Source organism: Pseudomonas japonica (genome assembly GCF_900188455.1).
Taxonomy (GTDB): Bacteria; Pseudomonadota; Gammaproteobacteria; order Pseudomonadales; family Pseudomonadaceae; genus Aquipseudomonas; species Aquipseudomonas japonica.
Genome location: NZ_FZOL01000041.1, coordinates 14,657 through 32,690 on the forward strand (window position 1 = coordinate 14,657; position 18,034 = coordinate 32,690).

Genomic DNA, 18,034 nt, shown 5'->3' on the forward strand with positions numbered 1-18,034 from the left:
GCCTTGTAGGAGCGTGGCTTGCCCGCGAAGGGCCGCAACGCGGTCCCAGACCCTATCCCCGCAGATCCTCGAAGAACACCTTCTTGCCATCCACCTGCAGCGAAGCCCTCGGCAATGCAGCCTGCTCCCCGCCCGGCACCTCCACATGCCAGTAGCAGTAGCGCACCGCCCGGGTGATCGCCACATAGGCCAGGCGCAGGATCTCCTCCTTCTGCGCCGTGTCGAACGCCTCCGGATCACCATTCCTGCCCAGCCCGGCCAGCCGATAGACCTGGTTCTTGTACGGCGAGCGTGTCACATACTGGCAGTCGCCGAGCATGAACACCGCATCCGCCTGCAGTCCCTTGGCGCTGTGATAGGTCAGTTGCTTCAACCGCCGCTGCCCGGGCGGCAAGCTAGAATCAACATTAACAACAGATTTAATATGCTCTGAAATCAACGATTTATCAGAACTTTTTCGAAACAGAATCATCACCGAATCACCACGCTTGTAGTGCTCCATCACCTGCTGCGCCAACGCCGCCTCGTCCCGCTCGCACACCTGTACCGGCCAGCACTCCGCGGCCGCCGGCCCCACCGCGCGGGCCTTCTTGCCGCCGATCGACGGCGCGGATTTCACGATGTGCTCGGCGGCATCGATGATGTGCTGATGGCTGCGGTAGTTGTCGGTGAGCATCACCCGGGTGCTGGAGGGCGCGACGAAGGTTTTGGCGAACTCCACGAAGTACTTTGGCGAACTGCCGCGCCAGCCGTAGATCGACTGCCAGTCGTCGCCCACGCAGAGCAGCGAGGAATGCTGTGCCTTGCGCCCGACATTGAGGGCCGGACCACGGCGGCGGATCTCGCGCAGGCTGGCGCGCAGCCAGGAGACGATCTGCGGCGAGACATCCTGGAACTCGTCGATCATCAGGTGCGCCAGCGGTCGCAGCAGCGGGTCCGGCAACAGGCGCAGGTTCTCCGGGTTGTTCTCGCCGAACAGGGCGAACATGCGGTTGTAGCTCATCACCGGTGGCGATTGCGCCAGCAGATGACCTTCCAGGGCCTTCCAGTACAGGCTCAGGGCCTCGAAGAACAGGGCATCGCTGTCGCCAGCCGGGAAACTCATGCCCTGCACCGCCACGCTGACATCCAGGCCGAGGTTCTCGATGAAGCCCGCCGCGGCGACGAACGCGTCCAGCAACGGCAGCGCGGCCAGTTCGCCCTTGACCTTGTAGTCGAAGCCGGGACCGGCCACCGCGTCGCCCGCGAGCGAGGCGACAAGGCGTTTCGCTTCCGCATAATTTCCTAGCCAGATCACAGGCTTATCGCAGAAAGCTTGAAACAGGGTGCGTTTGATCACCCACTCCGCCCACACCGGCAGCTTGGCCCCCGGGCGCTTGTAGTTCTGGTTCTCGCCGGGATCGAAGCCGAGCACCACCCAGGCATCCAGCTCGGCGATATGCCCGTGGAAGTGGAAGCGGCTGCCGTTGATCTCGACGGTTTCCCGGCTCGGCTCGATGCCCTTGATCGGCCAGGCGCCGGCACGGAACCAGAGGTCCTCGAGGGTATCGCAGAGTTCCTCGTCGCGTGCCGCGGAAAGCTGGGTCACCGCGACACGCTTCTGCACGTCCGGGTGATCGCGCTCCAGCGACTTGAGCTGCAGCGCCTCGCGGCGCAGGCCGCCGATCAGTTCGGCGAAACGCGGGCTGCCGCGCAACAGGTCGCGGTAGCAGAGGTTGAGCTGCTGACGCTGGGCGTCGTTGATCCGCAGGTCGAACGGATTGCTCTCGGCGTCGGCCTCCGCCCCCGCCGGCAGCTCGCTGCCCAGGGTCTCGAACGCGCGCACCTGGCTGAAACCCGGCAGGCTGCGCACCAGCGGCAGGATCCGCGAATGGAAGGTCCGCACCAGCTCCCGCGCCTGTACCGGGCTCAGTGGCACCTGCCACTGGCTGAAAATCTGCAGCAGACGAGCGATGAAGTCCTTGCGCGACTCGCGGGTGAAGGTCACCACGGTCATGGCGTCGAGCTCGAAGCCCAGGTAGTGGCGCAGCAGCAGGATGCGCAGCACCAGCGAGGTCGACTTGCCCGCGCCGGCGCCGGCGATCACGCAGGTGGACGGGGTATCGCTGAAGATCATCTTCCATTGCGCGGCGCTGGGCTGGGCGTGTTCCGGCAGGCGCTGGGCGACATCGGCCTTGAAGCGCTTCTTCAGGTCCGCGGTCAGCGCCAGGCGCCAGTCGTCGAACAGGCTGTCATCCAGACCCGGCACGGAATGCTCGTCGGGTCGGCTGTCGCGGATCACCAGGACCTGGCGCCCGGCCTCGTAGCCATCGGCACGGCCCTGCTCGTAACCCTCGCGCAGGCCATCGGCATGACCCGTACGCTGACCGCTGGCGTGCCCCTGGAACCAGGAATCGCGGTGCTGCGCGCGCAGGCGATTGAGGCCGCGGCCGAGCATGCGCGCGGCAAGCCGACGAATCCACGGCAGTTGCGCGGGCGGGGTGAGATCCTGGGGTTGCGGGGGAAGCTTGTCTGACACACCGACTCCGGCTGGGGAAACACATGAGTCAGAAGTTTTACCCCATTCGGGGGCGGCGGGACAGTGGTGATTGTCTGGAAAATCAGGGGATTAGCGGATGGTGTTGAGACTGGGCCTGCTTTGCAGGCCTACGCGACGGTTCGGCGCCCCGACAAGCTCGCTCCCACAAGGGTATCGCGCAACCTTGTGGGAGCGGGCATTGCCCGCGATGGGGTGCAACTGCGATCGATCAGGCGATCGCTTTATCCACCAGCTCCTGCGCCTCGCCCACCAGACGCTGCAGGTGCGCATCGTCGATGAAGCTCTCGGCGTAGATCTTGTAGATGTCCTCGGTACCCGATGGCCGCGCGGCGAACCAGCCGTTGGCGGTCATGACCTTGAGGCCACCGATGGCCTGGCCGTTGCCCGGCGCATGGCTGAGGATCTGCTCGATCGGCTCGCCAGCCAGTTCAGTGGACTTCACCTGCTCCGGCGCCAGCTTGCTCAGCAGTGCCTTCTGCTGCGGATTGGCCTTGGCTTCGACGCGCGTGGCGAACGGCTCGCCCAGCTCGGCGGTCAGCGCGGCATAGGCCTCGGCCGGGTTGCGCCCGGTGCGGGCGGTCATTTCCGCGGCCAGCAGCGACGGGATCAGGCCGTCCTTGTCGGTGCTCCAGACGCTGCCATCGCGACGCAGGAACGAAGCGCCGGCGCTCTCCTCGCCACCGAAGCCCAGGGAGCCGTCGAACAGGCCATCGGCGAAGAACTTGAAGCCTACTGGCACTTCGTACAGACGACGCCCCAGGCGCGCGGTGACGCGGTCGATCAGGCCGCTGCTGACCACGGTCTTGCCCACCGCGGCGTCGGCACGCCATTGCGGACGGTTCTGGAACAGGTAGTCGATGGACACCGCCAGGTAGTTGTTCGGCGCCAGCAGGCCAGCCGAGGTGACGATACCGTGGCGGTCATGGTCCGGGTCGCAGGCGAAGGCCACGTCGAAGCGCTCGCGCAGACCGATCAGGCCCTGCATGGCATAGGGCGAGGACGGGTCCATGCGGATCTGACCGTCCCAGTCCACGGACATGAAACGGAAGGTCGGATCGACCGCGGCGTTCACCACGTCCAGGTTCAGCTTGTAATGCTCGGCGATGGCCGACCAGTAACCCACGCCGGCACCGCCCAGCGGATCGACGCCCAGGCGCAGATCGGCGCCGCGGATGGCGTCGAAGTCGATGACATTGACCAGGTCGGCGACATAGCTGCCGACATAGTCATGACGATGGGTGGTGGCCGCCTTCAGGGCCTGCTCGTAGGGCATGCGCTTGACGCCCTTCAGGCCGTCGGCCAGCAATTCGTTGGCCTTGGCCTCGATCCACTTGGTCACATGGCTGTCGGCCGGGCCGCCATTGGGCGGGTTGTACTTGAAGCCACCGCTCTGCGGCGGGTTGTGCGACGGCGTGATGACGATGCCGTCGGCCAGACCGCCCGTACGCCCGCGGTTGTAGCAGAGGATGGCATGGGACACCGCCGGGGTCGGGGTGTACTCGTCGTCCTTCGACAGCATCACCTCGACACCATTGGCCGCCAGCACTTCCAGGGCGCTGGCCGCGGCCGGGGTCGACAGGGCGTGGGTATCGGCGCCAACGAACAGCGGGCCGTCGATGCCCTGCGCCTGACGGTACAGGCAGATGGCCTGGCTGATGGCCAGGACGTGCTGTTCGTTGAAACTCAGGTCCAGGGAACTGCCGCGATGCCCGGAGGTGCCGAAGGCGACGCGTTGGGTGGCGATGCTGGCGTCGGGCTGGCCGGTGTAGTAGGCGGTCAGCAGGCGTGGGATATCGACCAGCACGGAGGCCGGGGCCGGTTTGCCCGCCAGAGGACTGAGCTTCATGCAAAACCTCAAGAATGGAGTTTCAGGGTGATGAAAAGACAACAGTTTACTGGCACTTCGACTTTCTGGCGACGGCGAAAATTCCCACGCAGTGGTTAATTTTCCGGCGCCCACCAGGACGGAAACATCCGGCGCACGCGGGCTTCGCCAAAACGGTCGTCGATCAACATGACCATGCCACGATCCTCGGTACCGCGAATCACCCGCCCGGCCGCCTGGATCACCTTGCGCACGCCGGGATAGAGGTAGGTGTAATCGAAGCCGGCGCTGAACAGGCTGCCCATGCGCTGCTTGAGCTGTTCGTTGACCGGGTTGACCTGGGGCAACCCGAGGGTGGCGATGAAGGCGCCGATCAGGCGCGTACCCGGCAGGTCGACCCCCTCGGCGAACGCCCCGCCCAGCACGGCGAAACCGATACCGCGCCCGTCCTCGACGAAGCGGGCGAGAAAGGCCTGGCGCTGCTCCTCGTCCATTCCCGAGGACTGCGCCCACTGCTCGATGGTCGGATAGCGTTCGGCCAGCAGGGTCGCGACCTGCTGCAGGTAATCGAAGCTGCTGAAGAACGCCAGGTAGTTGCCCGGCTGCTCGCGGTACTGCGCGGCGATCAGCTCGACGATGGGCATCAGCGACGCCTGGCGGTGCTGAAAGCGGGTCGACACGTCCCTGACGATGCGCACCCGCAACTGCTCGGCGACGAAGGGCGAATCCACCTCCAGCCACGCGGTATCGCCGGGCAGGCCCAACAGGTCGCTGTAGAAATGGCGCGGGCTGAGGGTCGCGGAAAACAGCACGGCACTGCGCGCCGCGGCGAAACGCGGGGCGATCAGGGGCGCAGGCACCACATTGCGCAGGCACAGGGTCGCCAGGCGCCGCCGCCCTGCCCCGCGCTGGCTGATATCGAAGAGGAAATGCCCGTCGAACACCTCGCTCAGGCGGGTGAACTGCAGCGCCTGGAAGAAGAACTGCAGCAGCGCCGGGTCCACTGCCCGCGGCGTGCGGTTCATCAATTCCTGGATCAGTCCGACGCAGCGCAGCAACGCCTTGACGAAGGCCGCCGGCAACTCGTCGCTGGCCTGATATGGCGCCAGCTGGTCCTTGTACAGACCATTCCACTGCCGGTTCAGATTGCGCAGCGCGCTGGCCAGGCCGGCCGGCGGGTCGCGGCGCAACGCCTGCAACTGGCCCTGATCGAGGCTGGCGCTGTACATCTGCCGCGCCCGCTCCACCAGGTTGTGCGCCTCGTCCACCGCCAGCGCCAGCCGCCACTGCTCAGCCTGGGCCAGACCGAAGAGCAGCGCGCTCTGGTCGAAGTAGTAGTTGTAGTCGGCCACCAGCACATCGACCCAGCGCGCCAGCTCCTGCGCCAGGTAATACGGGCAGACCTGGTGCGCCAGGGCCACCTCGCGGACCTGCGCCTTGTCCAGCAGCGACCGTTGCATCGCCGCTTCGCGGGCCGCGGGCAGGCGATCGTAGAAGCCTCTGGCCAGGGGACAGGCCTCGCCATGGCACGCGGTGCCGAGGTATTCGCAGGCCTTGTCGCGGGCCACCAGTTCCAGGCTGCGCAAGGCCGTTTCCGGGCTGGCCTGGTGCACCTGGCGCAGCGCCTCCAGGGCCAGGGCGCGACCCGGGGTCTTGGCGGTGAGGAAGAGGATCTTGTCCAGCGGCTGGCGCGGCATGGCTTTGAGCAGCGGAAACAGCGTACCAAGGGTCTTGCCGATGCCGGTGGTGGCCTGGGCCATCAGGCAGCGACCGGTGCTGACTGCCTTGTACACGGTTTCCGCCAGTTCCCGCTGGCCCTTGCGAAAAGACGGCCAGGGAAATCCCAGCGCATTCAGCCCGGCATCGCGCTGCGCCAGACGGTGGGACTGGGCTTCGGCCCACTGGATGAAACGCCGACACTGGTCATGGAAGAACGCCTCCAGCTCGACCGCGGCGACGCTGCATTCGAAGCGGGTTTCCTGGTCGCTGTCCACGTCCAGGTAGACCAGCGCCAGGTCGATCGACGCCAACTGGCGCTGCTGGCACAGCAGCCAGCCATAGACCTTCGCCTGGGCCCAATGCAGTTGTCGGTGGTTGTCCGGCTGGCTGGCGAGGTCACCGCGGTGGGTCTTGATTTCCTCCAGGCAGTTGCGCGCCGGGATATAGCCGTCGGCGCGCCCGCGCACTTCCAGTTCACCGAAACGCCCTTCCAGCGCCACTTCCGCCTCATACTCCGGCCCGCGCCGGGCGACCACCCGGCGATGCCCGGCAATGCCTTCCTGGGCACTGGGCGAAGGGGTGAAGCGCAGATCGAGGTCACCGACCTTGGCGGTGAACTCGCACAGGCTGCGCACCGCCACGCGGTAGCTCATGCCGCGGCCCACTGCACATGACAGACGTCGACCGGCAGGCCATGGGCGCTGCAGAACTCGATCCAGCGCAACTGGTTGTCCTGCAGGCGGTCGCCCGGGCCTTTCACCTCGATCATCCGGTAGCGTTTTTCCCCCGGCCAGAACTGGATCAGGTCGGGCATCCCGGCGCGATTGGCCTGGATATCATCCAGCAGACGCAGGAAACACTGCTTCAGGTGCGCGGGCGGCAGGCAGTCCAGGGCCAGTTCCAGCAGTTCCGGGGTCAGCAACTCCCAGTACACGAACGGCGATTGCACACCGTGCTTGGCCGCGTAGGTGTCGCGCAGGGTCTGGCGATAGCGGCCATCGTTCAGTTGCCCCATGCACTCGGCGAACAGCTCGGCGCGACGCCCGTGGAAACCCTCGTCGAGCAGATCCTGCGGGCCACTCTGGAACGGGTGAAAGAAAGCGCCGGGCAAAGGCGCGAAAATCGCCCGCCAGCAGAGCAGGCCGAACAGACTGTTGAACAGGGTGTTCTCGACGTAGTGCACCGGTGCTTCGGGCTGCTCGAGGTGCGCCAGCACTGCCCGCTCGACGCCGAGGCTGGCCCATTCGGCCGGCAGGGTCAGGTCCACCCGGTTGATGTCCGGGGCCTTGCGCCGTGGTTGCGGCGGGCCGCCGAGCTTGCGGCGCAGGCGCGGCAGGATGCGGCTCAGGGCCTGGGCTTCGGCGGCACTGCCTGGATGGTCGGCGGCGAGGGTCGCCAGTTCCAGCGCCTGCTGGAATTCGCCGCTGTGTTCCAACACGCGGATATGCCGCTCGCGGGCCTGGGGATGGGCGCAGCCGGCATAGATCGTCCGGGCCCTGGCCCAGTCGCCAGCACGCTCGCACAGGTGACCGAGGTGGTACACCAGCTTGGCGCGGCGGCGCTCCAGCCAGGGATTGCGCGTACTCAGACCGTGCAAGCGGCCCAGCAGCAGATCGATATCCACCTCGCCTTCCAGCTGTTCGGCGCAGGCATGCAGGGCCAGGCACAGCTCGACATCGGCGCGCTCGCGCAACGCCCGGGACTCGCCATCGAAATCAACCGGCTCATAACGCAGCAGGCCGAGATCGGCGAGAACGAATTCCGACCAGTCCTGGTACAGGTTGCCGAAGAACAGCAGGCGCAGACGGTCGCATACCGCCTGCTGACGCAGGACGTAGATCGCCTCGGCGCACTCGGGCCACCATTCGCGCAGCGGCCGGGGCTCGGGAAAGCGCTCGTGGATCTGCTCGAACAGCTCATGCTTGGCAGCCTTCGGGCGAGTCAGCAGTGGGGCGAAACAGCGGCTGATCTCGTCCTTCAGCAGGAGCTGGAACAGTTCCTCCAGCAGCAAGGGCGCATCGGCATCGACCCAACCCAGCGCCAGCAACGGCGCCATGGCCTCGGTGGTCGGACCGATTTCGTCATAGGCCAGACGCCGGCCACGAAAATGCACGCCCTTGCGCATCACCATGCGCACCAGCAAGGCCTGGCTGGCCCGGGGCAAACGCTCGAAGCCCGCGATGAAGGCTTGCTCCTCGGCGTCCAGCAGGTCGCCGTAGCGCAGGCGCAACCAGTCCAGCACCTGGCGGAAGTTGTGCAGGTAGTAGAACGGGTCGTTGAGGGAATCGGCGATCACGGGGCGCATAACCAGTGGCGGGCTGGGCACTGGTTATACATACAGATTCGCTTTGTTGGCAACCGCGCAAGATCAGTGGTCGCGGCCGTCACCCAGGCCATTGCGCTGGTAGATCGCCTGCAGCGTGGCCATCGGCAAGCCACTGGTGCCGGTCAGCCACTGCGCCACCGACTCGCTGGCCGGCTGTCCCTGCAGGGCCTTGTGCAGATACGGCAGCGCCACCAGCATGCCCGGGTGACAGCGCCGCAGGAACTCCTCCAGCCCCCGGCCCTGGCCAACGATCGGCGCGAACAGCAGGCAGACCAGTTGCGCCTCGCTGACACCCCAGGCCTGGGAGGCGAAATCGCCGGCCAGACGGCGCACCTGCTGCAGGTCCTCGTCCTTCTGCCAGGGATCGAGCAACTGCTCGCGCAGGGGCTGCGGCAATTGCTGGCGTTTCATGCCCTCCTCGCTGCGTTGCAGACCGGCCGCCAGGCACGCCTGGTAATCGCCGGCGTCAACGAACTCGTTGCGCAACCCGCGCAGGTGCAGGCGCAGCAAGGGATTGCCGGCGTCGCTGGAGGCAAAGGCAAAGGCCCACTCGTCATGCTGGTAGCGCAACAGATCGTGCAGCAGCGGGCCGTGGGTACAGGCCGGATCAAGTACCAGATCGTCGACGGCGATCACCCGCGGCATGCGCACCCGCGGCTCGAACGCCTTGTCCTGCGCGGCCGGGACCGGCATCGGCGGGCGGTATTCGTCGCGCAGCGCCGTCACCAGATCGAACAGCCCGCGGGAAAACGACTCCATCGGGCGCACCCTGGGCAGGCCGGCGGCGCGCAGCATGCGCAGCGCCGTGGCGAGAAAACGTTTGCGTTGCGGCGCGGGCTCAGCGCTGATCAGCACATCGACGCCGCCGTTCCAGGTCGCGCCCAGCCGGTGCAGGTCGGCGAGGTCCAGGTAGTGCCGGTGGATCAGCGCCACGTCGGCATCGCCGCCGCTCAGGTGTCCGGCCATCAGCACCGCATGCCGGTCAGCCTGCTGTTGCGCCCGCGAGATCGGCTGGCGGGCATCGAAGGGACGCACCTGGGCATCGTCGACCATCAGCAGCTCGACGCGCGGGTCGTCATGCACCACCAGCGCGGCGAAGGCGCGCTCGATATTGCTCAGGACCACCGCGGGCATGTCGCTGTGCCGCGCCGTCGCCACGCGCAGGGAGAACGTACCGGGAGAGCGCGCCGCCAGGCTCAACTGCGCGGCGCGCAGGAATGCCAGGGTGCGGGTGCTGTCGCAAGCGCCGGTATGCACCAGCATGACCTTGAGCCCGGCGATGCATTCAAGCCCCCCGGCGACCACCAGCAAGCGCTGGATCAGCAACTGCAGAGACGCGCGCTGCCCCTGGCTCATGCGTTCGAGCAGTCGTTGCAGAACTTGCTGATAGACATATTGCATGGCCTGGTCGTGAATCGCGCCCATATTCAATTCCCTGATAGTTAGCGCCGGTGAACACCCGGAAAATGCCCGCACAAAGGCATACCGCCAGGTTGACCGGTCTTGTGTCGTGGATTATTCGCCGCGGAACCGTGGTTAATCTGCAGGAATCTTCTTACTTTCCTACAAGACATACCGACAAACTGAAGCATGCAAGTTCAACACGCTCGGTAAACGGGCTGGAGCCCGCGCAGCAGGGCCTTCAGAACGACAAGGTAATTCGATACACATATCTCGCTCCTTGAGATGACAACAGGCGGTAATTTTTCTTCGTAGTGGGACTATTCATACAACAATGGGAAGTTCGCTTTTCCGGTGCGCTGCGTAATTCTACGGACACCTGAACCGCTTAATTCCGACAGCAACAACATAGCCCAAGCGCTGCCCTGAGTCCGCAGAAGACTAATAGGAAATTTCTGAAATTTTCTGAGGCAAATTTCACAAAAAAGCCCGAGACAATTCTCGGGCTTGGCGGGAGATCACGACAAAGTGCGTCAGACGTCCGGCAATTCCAGGACCACCCGACCACCGCAAGGGCATTCGTCCATATGCCGGTGGGCATCCCCTACCCGCTCGAACGGATAGACCTGGATGATCTGCGGCAGCAGCTGGCGATCGGCGGTGAACTGGTTGATGTCGCGCAGGGCACGGTGCAGGGCGACCTGGTCCTGGGTGATGCCCAGCTCCGGCTTGCCGGTGAAGTTGCCGATGCAGTGGACGAAGAACTGGATGTTCTTCTGGAACGCCGCGCAGGCCGGGAATGGCGTCTGGTTGCCGCCTTGCAGACCGTACAGCACCAGGCTGCCACGGGGCGCCAGGACATCGCCGAGCAGCGACATCTGCGGCCCGCCGAGGCCATCGAGGACCATGTCGACGCCACGGTTGTCGGTGTACTTGTTGATCTGCATGAGCAGATCCTGTTCCTCGGTGACGATCACCTTGTCGGCGCCCAGCTTGAGCAGCGGCTCGCGCTCGGCCGCGTCGCGGGTGGCGGCGATCACTTTCAGCCCCAGGGCCTTGCCCAGTTGCACGAAGGCCGGGCCGGCGCAATGGCTGGCATCGGTGATCAAGGCCGTCTGCCCGGCCTTGGCCCGGGCCAGGTCGACGTAGGCGAAATAGGCGATCAGCAGCGGCGTGTAGTGCACGCTGGCCTCGATCGGGGTGAGGATGTCGGGATAACGGGTCAGCGCCGTGCGCGGCAGGACGATGACCTCGCCGTAGACCGGGTGCTCGTTGGGACTGGTGGCCGGGAAGCTGGCCACCTTGTCACCGACGGCCAGGTCCTCGACGCCCTCGCCCACGGCCGTCACCACACCCGCCATCTCATGGCCGATACCGGCCGGCAGGCGCACCTGGGACGGTGCCAGATTCTGCCGCCAGAGCACGTCGTACCAGCTGACGCCGATCGCCTGGACACGAATCTGCACTTCCCCGGCAGCCGGTGCAGGCGTAGGCAGCTCCTCGATCTTGAGCACCTCGGACTGACCGAACTTGTGGAAACGGATCATGCGGGACATCGCAAACCTCGCCTTGTAGACCTCTAATGCCCTGAACTCTATCGGGGCTTTCTTGGTTAGACCATCAGTGGTCATTAATAGTCGACATGCTTGTCATCGATTGGTCGCATGCAACGGTTCCCGCCAAACACTGGCACACCGCCACAAAACCCATGCAGGGTAGCAGCCTTTGCCCGTAAGATTCATCCCTAGCCCCGAACCGCCAGCGAAGCGAAGCGAAGCCGATGAACCGTAACGACCTGCGCCGCGTCGATCTCAATCTGCTGATCGTCTTCGAGACCCTGATGCATGAACGCAGCGTGACCCGCGCCGCGGAAAAACTGTTTCTCGGCCAGCCGGCGATCAGCGCCGCGCTGTCGCGCCTGCGTACCCTGTTCGACGACCCGCTGTTCGTGCGGACCGGGCGCAGCATGGAGCCCTCGGCCCGCGCCACGGAAATCTTCGCCCTGCTCTCCCCGGCGCTGGATTCCATCTCCACCGCGGTCAGCCGCGCCGCCGACTTCGACCCGGCGACCAGCACCGCGGTGTTCCGCCTCGGTCTTTCCGACGACGCCGAATTCGCCCTGCTGCCGCTCCTGCTCAAGCGCGTACGCGCCGAAGCGCCGGGCGTGGTGCTGGTGGTACGGCGGGTCAACTACCTGCTGATGCCGACCCTGCTCGCCTCCGGCGAGATCTCCGTCGGCGTCAGCTACACCGACGACCTGCCGGCCAACGCCAAGCGCAAGGTATTGCGCCGCAGCAAGCCGAAACTGCTGCGCGCCGACAGCGTGCCGGGGGCACTGAGCCTGGACGACTTCTGCAAGCGGCCGCACGCGCTGGTGTCGTTTGCCGGCGACCTCAGCGGCTTCATCGATGACGAACTGGCCAAGCTCGGGCGGCAGCGCCATGTGGTGCTGGCGGTGCCGCAGTTCAACGGCCTGGGGAGCCTGCTGACCGGGACCGACATCGTTGCCACGGTGCCCGACTACACCGCCGACATCCTCACCGCCGCCGGCGGCCTGCGCGCCGAGGAACTGCCGCTGGAGACCCGCACCTTCGAACTGCACATGGCCTGGCGCGGGGCGCAGGATAACGATCCCGGGGAGAAGTGGTTGCGGTCGCGGATTCAGATGTTCTTCGGCGACCCTGAGAGTCTTTAGGAGCTTCGCGCATTCTTGCTAGCTGATCATTTCTGCCTTTTCCTAGCCTCGAACAGCCATTTACTTCCAGCTAATTGCTACATTTTGGGCATATTTGAGGGCATGCTTTGGATAGTTTGAAAACGATGCCCCCAATCTGAGGTCCAACACTCTCCCTCTCAAAAGCTCACCCGCTGCGGTTCCCAAACATCACAGAGTGAAAGTAGGTCGATAAGATGCTCTCCTCTACTCAAGTACGTGAACATCCGAGCGATACCTCCTGTGCAATCAGTGTCGCAGGTGTAGCTTGCCAAGCTGAACTCAGACATCACTACGACGCTTTTCAAAGCGTTGCCAGAACGTCGGCAGCTCACACGTAGGATGCTGGAGTTCGGGTGCCAGTGGCATGATTGCCCCATGCAGAGCCTGCGCTAGGCCGAATAGTAGCCAGTTGCCAGTTAGTCGTCTCATCGCCATGCTATGCAGCAAACGGGATCCAATACATGGAGCGAAAGGTGACGGACGACGATTTGCTGATCCAGCTTACCCAGCAACACCCTGACTTCTGCCGCCTGCGCTCGGAGCTGGAAGAGGCAAAAAGCCTTGGCCCGGCACCTCGGATTGTCGTATGCGGACTGATGAATGCGGGCAAGAGCGCACTGCTCAACGGCCTTACCGGGCACATTGAAACGGAAGCCTTTGAAACCAAGGAAATACGGGCAACCACACAATTACAGACGTTAGAACATGAGGGACGCCTCTATCTAGATACCCCGGGAATCGATGCCTGCGAGGAGGATGATCGACTCGCGTGGTTAGGCCTGGCCAATGCCGATGTCATTTTGTTCGTGCACAACTTGCGTACCGCCACGCTTGAACAAATCGAAACGGCCTTCTTGTACGAACTCAAGCGCCGTCGCCCGGATCTGGAGCGCCACCTGGTGGTGGTTCTAACCCATGTCGAAAGCGTCACCCAGCGGGAAGTCAGCGAGCAAGCGATCGGCAAGATCCTGCAGTCGCTGTTCGGGACTGTGCCAGCCATCTTCGCAACTTCGTTCACCTCCTTGCGCAACGGGGTGCGCAAGGGCAGCGCCAAGCTGTGCGAACTGAGCGGTTTCGACCCTCTGCGCGAGCATCTGCAGGAGCATCCGGGGCTGCTTGAACGGGGCCTGAACAAACAGCGCGACGAGCACCGCCGCGACGCCTTGGAGTATATCCTCGACCAAGAAATTGCCCAGCGCAGAAAGCGTTTGGTCAAGCTCGAGGGCAAGCAGGCCGCTCAGTTGGCGCAACTGCAGAGCAGTGTCGAACGACTCTTCGACTCGGTCAGCCATGGTTTGGCGCGCGACTGATCGATTCCACGCAAGGAGATTCAATATGTGGTGGCTACTGATACCCGTGATCGGCACCGTTGTCGCAGCGGTGGTCAATTCCGACAGTGAAAAGGAAAAGGAAGAAGCCGAACGCCAGGCTCGCGCCAAATCGCGCGAACAGGCCGAAGCGCACGCGCGCAAACGAGACAGGGATAACGCCCAGACGCAGCGTAACCAACGGCTCACTAAGGACATCGACGCACAGCTAAGCGAGTTGATGACCTCGCACAAGGCCGACCTCATACTTTCAGGCAAAAGCCACGCCGGCGTGAGCATAGAAAGCCTCCGTGCGTTCGTCGCCAGCCCGCCTTTAGCCACAGCGCAAGGCCAACTCAAGGCCTTGCGCCTGCTGGCACCGAATACCCGATTCAGCCCTCAATGGCTAGAGCGCGAGCGCCAGGCCAAAGCCCTGCGCGCTGAAATTCAAGGCCTCAAACGCTTGAAACGACAACTTCTGGACAGATCGCTATGACCTGCATTCCCGCCAACCGCAGCGAACTGCTGCAAGTCTTTGCTCAGGTCGCGCAAGGGTTCAGCGATGTGCAACGCCAAGTCGAGGCACGCGAAGCGCGTCTTAAGCATGCTCTGGATGCACTGGAGCAGATTCGCACAACTTCGCCCTGGAGCCGCTCTGGGCTGGCTCCCGACCACCCCTTCCTGACCTTTGCCAAGGCCTGCCAGAATAATCTGGATGAGCGCTTCGATACCTGGATCAAGAACGTCAGGGCCTACGAACGCAACACACAGTTTCGCAGCAAATTCGGCGACTCTCTGCTGGTGTTTGTTTTCGGCAAGGTCAAGGCTGGCAAGTCTTCGCTGGGCAATTACCTGGCTTACGGCTGCACCGAACCCGATGCGCAACTGATCGCCCAGGCGCAGCCCAAGCCTGAGTTTTTCAGCGAAACGTCCACGCAGTTGTGCGAACAGACCAGCGATGCGCAAATCCGCGAAAACGGCTGTTTCGGCGTCGATGCCGTGGAAGCCACCAGTGCCATCCAAGGCTTTCGCCTGCCAGGGCTGACCTGGGTCGATTCGCCTGGGCTACATTCGGTCAACGCGGGCAACGGCGAGCTGACCAAAGACTACGTCGATGCCGCCGACCTGGTGGTGTTCCTCAGCAAATCTGAAAGCCCAGGCCGGCGCTCAGACCTGGACGAGGCCAGGGCGCTGTTGCAAAGGGACAAGAATATGCTCGTGCTGCTCACCGGCAGCGATGAAAATGACGTGGACGTGAATGACGACGGTGAGGTCGTCGAGACGCTGATCATGAAAAGCGACAGCGCACGCCAGCTGCAAATCGGCTACTTCATCCAGGCCTTGCGCGAATTCGCTCCCGACTGTTCGCTGGATGATCTCAAGGTTCAGTCCATCTCCTCCTGCTACGCCGAGCAAGGCCCCGCTGAAAAACAGCAAGAGCGCTGGCAAGCCAGCGGCCTGGGCGACTTTGCGGGAGAGATCGGTCGCCTTGCGGTTGCCGAAGGCCTGCAGATCAAGCAGCAAGTGCCGTCGAAGAATCTGCAAGCCTTCTGCCGCCAGTTGCGCGAGTCGATTGGTTTACAGCAGGCGCTGTTGAGTGAGCTTCAGAGCGAACTAGCCAAAGCGCGCAAAGAGCTGAAAAACAACACCGAACGAGTGCTCTCCCAACTACAGCAGCGCCTGCCCATGGAGATCGACAAGCTGGCTGATCAATACGCGCTGAACGACCAAGGATTTTCCGACGCGTGCTGGGTACTGTTCGACCGCCAATTCGCTGAGTGCGCCGGAGCACTGTGCGAGCCCATCGGACAGAAGTTCGAAGATCTGGGCCACACCGCGCAGAGCGTGGCGCCAGCTGACAAGGCGCTACCGGGATTTGCAGCGCGTAAGCGCAGCGTCAGCTACCAATCGCGGCGCAACGAAGGCATCGGCAAGGCTGGAGGCGGCGGGCTCGGCGGTTGGGGTGGAGCTGAGGCCGGTGCCGCCTTTGGTACGTTGATAGCGCCGGGAGCCGGAACCATCATCTTCGGGCTCATCGGTGCAGCCCTCGGGGGCTGGATGGGCGCCAAGGCCGGCGGGGCCGCAGGCGGCCATTTCGATGAGACGACCGAGTTCGAAATCATCGTCGGCGACAACCGTGACGAAGTTTCTCTGTCTACGCGCGAACACTTCATCGACTACGCCAAAGAGCGCCTCAAGCAGCTCTACCTCCAGCTCGATGCGCTGTGCTTCGTCGATGTATCGACCTGGCTGTCGAGCCTCAGCCAGGCCCTGCAAAACCTGGACGATCTCGCTGTGCAACAGATCAACGACATTAGCAAGGAACTCGATCATGGCCCTGCCTGATTTCACTCGCGTACTCGCCACCTACGACAACGTCAATGCTCCACTCCAGCGCTGGTTGCCAGCCGAACGTGTCAGCGAGTTGGGCAAGCTTTTGCACAGCCGAGCAGCACGTGTGCGTGCGCAGATCATGGTTTATGGGCTCTACAACGCGGGCAAGAGCACGCTGCTCAACGCCCTGATGGGCCGTGCCGAAGCGCCCATGGCCGACCACCCGGAAACCTCGGTGGTGGCCGAATATCCTTGGCAGGGATACGTGCTCCTGGACACGCCGGGGATCGATGCGCCGATCACGCATGAGCAAGTTGCTACGCAACAATTGCAGGACAGCGAAGTGGTGCTGTTCGTGGTGGCCGCTGGCGGCACGATCGACGAGGCCGCCACCTGGGAACGCTTGGTGAAAATTGTTGGCTCCGGGCGCCGAGTGATGCTGGTCGTCAACAACAAGGCCGGAGTGCAGCACGACAGCCGCGACTTCTTCAGCATCAACGACAACCTGCGCAAGTATCTGCAGAACGCCGCCCTCCCCTATGGTATTGACGATATCCTGGAGCAAGTGCCGATTCACTGGGTAAATGCCAAGGCGGCCCTGCGCGGCCGGGTGGAAAGCAAGGAGCCGCTGGTGGAGTTCAGTGGCATCCTCGAACTGGAACATGCGCTAAGCGATTTCCTTGCCAGCAGTGACCGTGGCGTGATGTTAAAAACCTGCCACAAAGACCTGCAAGAAGCCATTGAACTGGCCCTGATGCGCCTGCATCAGGCTGGCGGCAATGAGCAGGCGCAGGCACTGGACAAAGCCCGCCTGCAGATCGACAGCGAACGTGACCGGCTGCAGAGCGTGCTACGTCATCACCTCGACAGCCGCTGCGTACGCGCCAAGTCGAGTGTCGTAGCGCTGATCAACGATGCACACCGGCAACCCGCTGAACAGGCTGAGCAGGCCATGGAAGACGGCGCCTCAAAAGTCATCGCAGCGCTGACCGCCGACATGATGACCGCCCTCAATAACGAGTTGCCGACCACCCAACGCAAACTTGAAGACATTGGCCAGACGTTGGCCGACAGCGCCTTCGGTGCTGCTCACGCCTGCGTGAATGGCGTGAATCGCGAGGGCAACGGCAGTGACGACAGTGGGTTGTCGCCAGCGCTCAAGGACGCCATGCGCAAGATGCCCATGGGTGACCTGAAAACGATGACCGAGCAAGGCGTGAAGAAAGCGCTGGAGCTGGGCAAAGAGCTGCTACCCACTTTGTTCAAGGGGATCGGCAAAAAGACCATGGAGCGTTGGGCCGCTATGGCAGGACGCTGGGCTGGCCCGCTGCTACAGGCAGGGGTGGCCATCTACGGTATCTACAAGGCCATCAGCAGTGAAAAGGCCGAAAAGGCCGCGCTGGATCGCCAGACCAAGGCAGTCGAGGATGCGGCCAGTACCTTTGTCGAAGACTTGCGCCAAGCCTATCTGAACCAGATTGCTCTGGTGATTGAGGAAGTCTTCAAGCCGATCGATGAATGGATGGTGACCCAGCGCGCGCTGCTCGTGCAGAGCGGGCAAGAACAGACGCAAGACCAGCATTTGTTCGAAGAAGCCCTGCTGGCACTACGTCAAGCGTATTGACTCGGTAAGGGGGCGCGTACAGACGACTCGGGTAGCCTGGGCGGGATCTCAGGCTCACAGCTCCCTCATCAGCATTATCCCTTTGATGCCGATAGCAACTAATACCAAGGATTTTGTCACCGGCTAGACGGTGGTGCCCTCACACAACTAGGCTCTGTATGAAAACCTTTGAAATTCCGTCAACGCCCCAGCCCGTCTGAGTTTCCGTAGAGTTCTGGCCTTTTCAACGCAGGACTCTGCCAT

General features: G+C 63.5%; 11 protein-coding genes. 5 read left to right on the forward strand and 6 right to left on the reverse strand.

From position 1 onward, the window contains the following. Nucleotides 1-52: 52 nt before the first annotated feature. The 6 genes from CHB99_RS28640 to CHB99_RS28665 form a co-directional block, all read right to left on the reverse strand. On the reverse strand, nt 53-2,437 hold the full coding sequence (locus tag CHB99_RS28640; RefSeq protein ID WP_245655641.1) for a UvrD-helicase domain-containing protein: 2,385 nt from the start codon (nt 2,435-2,437) through the stop codon (nt 53-55). 310 nt (nt 2,438-2,747) lie between these two features. Further along, a complete protein-coding gene (gene pgm, locus CHB99_RS28645) occupies nt 2,748-4,385 on the reverse strand; it encodes a phosphoglucomutase (alpha-D-glucose-1,6-bisphosphate-dependent) (protein WP_042127579.1) in 1,638 nt (545 codons plus the stop codon). 95 nt (nt 4,386-4,480) lie between these two features. Beyond that, complete coding sequence (locus CHB99_RS28650; RefSeq protein WP_042127590.1) at nt 4,481-6,736, reverse strand: ATP-dependent DNA helicase; 2,256 nt, start codon at nt 6,734-6,736, stop codon at nt 4,481-4,483. Continuing rightward, nucleotides 6,733-8,379: a VRR-NUC domain-containing protein gene (locus CHB99_RS28655; RefSeq protein ID WP_042127592.1), complete on the reverse strand. Its 1,647-nt coding sequence runs from the start codon at nt 8,377-8,379 to the stop codon at nt 6,733-6,735. The genes CHB99_RS28650 and CHB99_RS28655 overlap by 4 nt, the downstream gene beginning before the upstream one ends. 72 nt (nt 8,380-8,451) lie before the next feature. After that, a complete protein-coding gene (locus tag CHB99_RS28660) occupies nt 8,452-9,834 on the reverse strand; it encodes a hypothetical protein (RefSeq protein WP_042127582.1) in 1,383 nt (460 codons plus the stop codon). Nucleotides 9,835-10,343: 509 nt separating this feature from the next. Next, nucleotides 10,344-11,366 (reverse strand): zinc-dependent alcohol dehydrogenase family protein, encoded by a 1,023-nt coding sequence (locus CHB99_RS28665; RefSeq protein WP_042127583.1) that lies wholly within the window; start codon nt 11,364-11,366, stop codon nt 10,344-10,346. A gap of 224 nt (nt 11,367-11,590) precedes the next feature. On the opposite strand from CHB99_RS28665, the gene CHB99_RS28670 reads away from it, so the two are divergent. The 5 genes from CHB99_RS28670 to CHB99_RS28690 all read left to right on the forward strand — a co-directional run bounded on the left by CHB99_RS28670 (nt 11,591) and on the right by CHB99_RS28690 (nt 17,791). After that, the gene (locus CHB99_RS28670) at nt 11,591-12,505 is read left to right on the forward strand and encodes a LysR family transcriptional regulator (RefSeq protein WP_042127585.1); all 915 of its coding nucleotides are present in this window, start codon (nt 11,591-11,593) and stop codon (nt 12,503-12,505) included. A gap of 494 nt (nt 12,506-12,999) precedes the next feature. Continuing rightward, nucleotides 13,000-13,836, forward strand: a complete 837-nt coding sequence (locus CHB99_RS28675) for a GTPase (protein ID WP_167335881.1) — start codon at nt 13,000-13,002, stop codon at nt 13,834-13,836. A 25-nt stretch (nt 13,837-13,861) separates the two neighbouring features. Further along, a complete protein-coding gene (locus tag CHB99_RS28680) occupies nt 13,862-14,329 on the forward strand; it encodes a hypothetical protein (RefSeq protein WP_042127586.1) in 468 nt (155 codons plus the stop codon). Next, nucleotides 14,326-16,179, forward strand: a complete 1,854-nt coding sequence (locus CHB99_RS28685; protein ID WP_042127588.1) for a dynamin family protein — start codon at nt 14,326-14,328, stop codon at nt 16,177-16,179. Before CHB99_RS28680 ends, CHB99_RS28685 begins: the two co-directional genes overlap by 4 nt. Then, nucleotides 16,166-17,791: a GTPase gene (locus CHB99_RS28690; protein WP_052419512.1), complete on the forward strand. Its 1,626-nt coding sequence runs from the start codon at nt 16,166-16,168 to the stop codon at nt 17,789-17,791. The genes CHB99_RS28685 and CHB99_RS28690 overlap by 14 nt, the downstream gene beginning before the upstream one ends. Nucleotides 17,792-18,034 lie beyond the last annotated feature (243 nt).